The following is a 5,036-nucleotide window of genomic DNA, read 5'->3' as shown; positions in this document are numbered from 1 at the left end:
GTTTCTTGCTCATGGTAAACTCCTAATGAGTATGTATAGTTTACCAAGTTAAACCCTCCTGTTTTTTAAGCACACATCAACTCTTTTAGCACACAGCCAAACCTGAAAGTAAGAGATTCTTTCCCTTAATTAGAAAATTAAGCGATAAAAAAACCGTTCAAAAGAACGGTTTTTTGAATCATCATGAAAAATCATACTGAATGTGATTTCACAGCTTCTTCAAGTTGCGTCAGAATTGGATTTAACACGGCTTGTTTACGTTTAAAGCTCGCTTTATTGACAATTAAACGAGAAGAAACTTTACAAATTTCTTCTAATGGCTCTAAGCCATTAGCACGTAAAGTATTACCTGTATCGACCACATCGACGATGTAATCACCCAACCCAACCAAAGGTGCAAGCTCCATCGATCCATAAAGTTTGATCACATCAACTTGTTCACCTAAACTTGCATAGTATTGACGAGTAAGATTCACGTATTTAGTTGCAATTTTTAAACGGCCTTTCGGACGTTCCATGCCAACTTTACCAGCAGTCATCAATTTACAATTTGCAATTTTTAGATCAAGTAACTCATAAACATGTTGGGCGCCATGTTCCATCAGCACATCTTTACCCGCTACACCAAAATCTGCTGCACCGTTCTCAACATACGTCGGTACATCAGAAGCACGAAGAATCAAAATACGTACTTTTTTATGTGTGGTTGGGAAAATTAATTTACGTGATTTATCAGGATCTTCTAATAAATTAATACCCGCATTCTCAAGTAAAGGTAATGTCTCTTTTAGGATACGTCCTTTACTGAGTGCTAAGGTTAAACCATGATCAAAATTACCCATTACATCAAAATTTGGATCATCGTTTCTTAAGTCATTCATCCTTTTACTCGCTTAATCTGAGCACCTAAACTTTGTAACTTTTCTTCAACTTGTTCATAGCCACGATCGATATGATAGATACGATCAACTAAAGTCTCACCTTCTGCGGCTAATGCAGCGAGAACAAGAGAAAATGATGCACGTAAATCAGTCGCCATTACAGGAGCAGCTTGCAATTTATCTACACCAGTTACGACTGCATCATGCCCTTCCACTTGAATATTTGCGCCCATACGTGACAATTCAGGAACATGCATAAAACGATTTTCAAAAATTGTTTCTGAAATCGTTGCAAAACCACGACCAATCACATTGACCGCCATAAGCTGCGCTTGCATATCAGTTGGAAATTCGGGATGAGGTAAAGTTCTAAAGCTCACAGCTTTAGGACGTTTACCTTGCATATCTAGTTCAATCCAATTATCACCACGGGTCACTTCTGCACCCATTTCTTCAAACTTATCCAATACTGCTTCTAACAATGCTGGGTCCGTATGCGTGGTTTTAACTCGACCACCTGTAATTGCAGCAGCAGCTAAATATGAACCAGTTTCAATTCGATCAGCAACAACCGCATATTCACAGCCATGTAAACTTTCAACGCCAGTTACAACTAATGTATCTGTGTCGAGACCTTCAATCTTGGCACCCATTTTAATGAGCATTTGTGCAAGGTCAGTAATTTCAGGTTCACGAGCAGCATTACGAATTGTGGTTACACCATCAGCCAATACAGCAGCCATCAAGATATTTTCAGTGCCACCAACAGTGACCATATCAAAAATAACTTCGCCACCTTTTAAGCGACCATCAACAGAAGCATGAACATAACCATTTTCAACTTCAATCTGCGCACCTAAAGCTTCCAATGCTTTTAAATGCTGATCAACAGGACGTGAACCAATCGCACAACCACCAGGTAATGAAACTTTAGCATTTCCATAGCGAGCCAATAGTGGACCAAGTACCAAAATTGATGCACGCATAGTTTTCACAAGTTCATAAGGTGCAAACTGATTATCTAATGTTGACGCATCCGCACGAACCGTATCCCCTTCATAGCTCATTGTAACGCCTAAGCCAGCAATCAACTTCACTAAGGTGTTCACATCTTTTAAATGAGGTACATTCGTTAAAGTAATCGGAGAATCTGCAAGAATCATTGCAGCAAGTAAAGGCAGAGCCGCATTTTTAGCACCAGAAATACGTACTTCGCCCTCGAGCTTAACACCGCCCGTAATTAAAAATTTATCCATTAATATTTAAGCTCCGAAAAGGCTTGCTTTACGCCATTCGTCTTTTGTCATTGCGCGAATCGTAACTGCGTGCACTTCACCACTTGCGATATAAGAGTTTAATGGTGCATATACGGCTTGTTGACGAGTAATCGTACGTTTGCCATCAAACTGATCATCAACAATTCGAAGGTCGAATTTCCCAGCTTGGCCACTCACTGCTACTTCTGCTTCAGGGAAAGCTTCTTTTAAAATTTGCGTGAGCTGCTCACTATTCATTACTAGACCTCTTATACAACCATGGCGTCAAACCATACATTTTACTATAACTTTTTCAGATAATTCATTAAGCCTTTTCTTTTTTTATCGATAAAAAAAAGAGGCTAGTTGCAATAGCCTCTTTTGATAAAAAACTTAAGTTAAAATTGCCAGCTCATGTTGATAAGAACACTGTATTTTTCTATGTTTTGCAAGCTGTCTTTTTAGTTTTTCTGTTAATTTATTAATCGAAGTATACATATCATCTGCTGTCGCCTGCGCAAACAGTTCAATGCCCGGTAAGCGAATAATCGCCTCAGCAATATGATTTGAGCTCCCTTTATGAGAACGTCTATCAATTTGATGATCTTTAGCCAATTTGATTTGCATACTATTCACTTGATCTAGATGCTTAGTCATTTGACTAAATTTCATTTTTATATTTTCTTCAATAGCAGGCGTAATGGTTAAATGGTGTCCACGAATCGTTATTTGCATAATTCTATCCCTCACCTTTTTCTAAGGATACAAAGAATCGCCTAAGCAAATTTAATGCATATTAACATTCAACATTCATTAAATCATTTTAGCGATTCCTTCAGTGACTATTTAAAAAGATTCATTATTCCGTAATAATGAATCCCTAGAATAGTCACACCTTGAAATTTAGATCAAGACTTTTCTTTCTGAAGATGATGGAATATGTAACGATTCACGATATTTTGCGACTGTACGTCGAGCTACTTCAATCCCCTCATCTTTCAACATTTCCGCAATTGCATTATCAGACAAAGGCTTACGCGGATTTTCATTCGAAACCAATTTTTTAATCATTGCCCGAATCGCAGTTGAAGATGCCTCACCACCTGTCGTTGTTCCAACATGGCTTGAAAAAAAGTATTTCAATTCAAATAAACCACGTGGTGTAAGCATATATTTATTGGTTGTTACACGTGAAACAGTAGACTCATGCAATTCAACTTCCTCCGCAACATCACGGAGAACTAAAGGTTTCATTGCCTCAGGACCTTGTTCTAAAAAAGCTCGCTGATGTTCCACAATACAAGTTGAAACTTTGAGTAATGTTTTATGCCGTTCATCTATACTTTTGATAAAATTTTTCGCCTCAAGCATTTGATTACGTAAATAAACATTATCATCACTCTGATCAGCACGACGAATCATATTTGAATAAAAAGAATTAATCCTTAATTTAGGCATAACATCTGGATTAAGCTGCACTTGCCAATGCTGATCTTTCTTGGAAACCACAACATCAGGAACTTGATATTCAGATTCTTGTTGGCTAAATTCTAAACCTGGGTATGGTTTTAATGTTTTTAATAAATCAACAGCACCTTTCAACTGCTCTTTAGACAAACCCGTTTGTTTCAATAATTTATTTAAATCATTTGCTATTAATAATTCATAATACTTCAGTAAACACTTTGCTTCAGCTAAGTATGGTTTTTTTTGATCTATGCCTTCTAATTGGATCTTCAAACATTCTGCTAAATTTCGAGAACCCACTCCAATTGGATCTAAACGTTGAATATGTTTTAAAACAACAATAATTTCATCTTCTTCAACCTCATCAGCACTCTCCATTTCATTTAATAGCCGAGTAACTGCAAGCAAAATATCATCTAATTCAGCATCTAAAAACCCTTTATCATCTAAAGAATCAACGATGCAATAAGCAATTAATTTATCTACTGTAGAAAAATGTAATAAATTTACTTGCTCTAAGATATGTTCTTTTAAACTCAATTGAACTTGACGATTATCCTCTCGTTCCTCATATTCTGGCGACGCTAATGCAGTTGATTGATGTGTATAAATATCATCCCATTCGGTATCAACAGGCAAGTCATTTGGTAAATGATCTGCATTAAGTTCAGTTGTTAAATCTCCTGACTCACTAATCTCTGAAGTAGATAAACTTTCTGTTGTATTATTTTCTTCAATTTTTTCCAGTAACGGATTACTATCTAATTGAATTTGTATTTCTTGCTCCAATTCCAAGCTAGAAAGTTGTAGTAAACGAATTGCCTGTTGTAATTGAGGGGTTAACGATAAACTATTCGCAACTTTCAACCCTACAGATAATTTCATACTAAGACTTCCCTTTTTAAATAAGCAAAAAACATGCCCATAAAAATATTTATAACATAAAGCAATGTTTACGCCTATAAGCAAAGCTCTTTTCTACTGATTAATCTGCTCAAAAATAGCAAAGGTGCAAATATTTATTGTGATAGAGGGTTGTATCCCTCTCATTTAACAAACATGCAAACAGCATAGAGTTATTTTATGTTTTGCTGCTTAAGACATTCAAGCATTTCTTCAAGCACGTTCTGTCCAATCGTTCTTCGCACAAGCTCAATTAAATCCCCTGCTAGAAAACTAGACCAAGTCGTAAGCAGATAAAAGTGTATAAAAAATCATGCTAACCCATCTTTATTAATTATTCGACATACTACTAAGAGAATAACACAACTCTAATTTCTACATATGACACAATTTTCATCAGACTAAAATTTATTCTTAGATCAACTCCCAATTTCTTTGCCTCGCATAAAAAACACCCCTAACCATTAGGTTAGGGGTGTTTAGTATTTAAAAGCTGGCGATGACTTACTCTCACATGGCAAATGCCACA

At 36.4% G+C, this 5,036-nt stretch carries 5 protein-coding genes; all 5 read right to left on the bottom strand.

Translation table 11 applies throughout. The features are described 5' to 3' along the window. Positions 1-191: 191 nt before the first annotated feature. A complete protein-coding gene (gene hisG, locus M5121_RS15420; RefSeq protein ID WP_249571659.1) occupies positions 192-881 on the bottom strand; it encodes an ATP phosphoribosyltransferase in 690 nt (229 codons plus the stop codon). Next, positions 878-2,137, bottom strand: a complete 1,260-nt coding sequence (gene murA / locus M5121_RS15415) for a UDP-N-acetylglucosamine 1-carboxyvinyltransferase (RefSeq protein WP_178882838.1) — start codon at positions 2,135-2,137, stop codon at positions 878-880. Before murA ends, hisG begins: the two co-directional genes overlap by 4 nt. A 6-nt stretch (positions 2,138-2,143) precedes the next feature. Beyond that, on the bottom strand, positions 2,144-2,395 hold the full coding sequence (ibaG, locus tag M5121_RS15410; RefSeq protein WP_004663844.1) for a BolA family iron metabolism protein IbaG: 252 nt from the start codon (positions 2,393-2,395) through the stop codon (positions 2,144-2,146). A gap of 135 nt (positions 2,396-2,530) precedes the next feature. After that, complete coding sequence (gene hpf, locus M5121_RS15405) at positions 2,531-2,872, bottom strand: ribosome hibernation-promoting factor, HPF/YfiA family (RefSeq protein ID WP_005158799.1); 342 nt, start codon at positions 2,870-2,872, stop codon at positions 2,531-2,533. Positions 2,873-3,040: 168 nt separating this feature from the next. After that, entirely contained in the window at positions 3,041-4,489 is a 1,449-nt protein-coding gene (locus tag M5121_RS15400) for an RNA polymerase factor sigma-54 (protein WP_249571658.1), read from the bottom strand. Positions 4,490-5,036 lie beyond the last annotated feature (547 nt).

The organism is Acinetobacter sp. ANC5681 (assembly GCF_023488045.1).
Taxonomy (GTDB): domain Bacteria; phylum Pseudomonadota; class Gammaproteobacteria; order Pseudomonadales; family Moraxellaceae; genus Acinetobacter.
The sequence above is the reverse complement of the archived record's forward strand: the minus strand, read 5'-3'. Positions and strand labels throughout refer to the sequence as shown.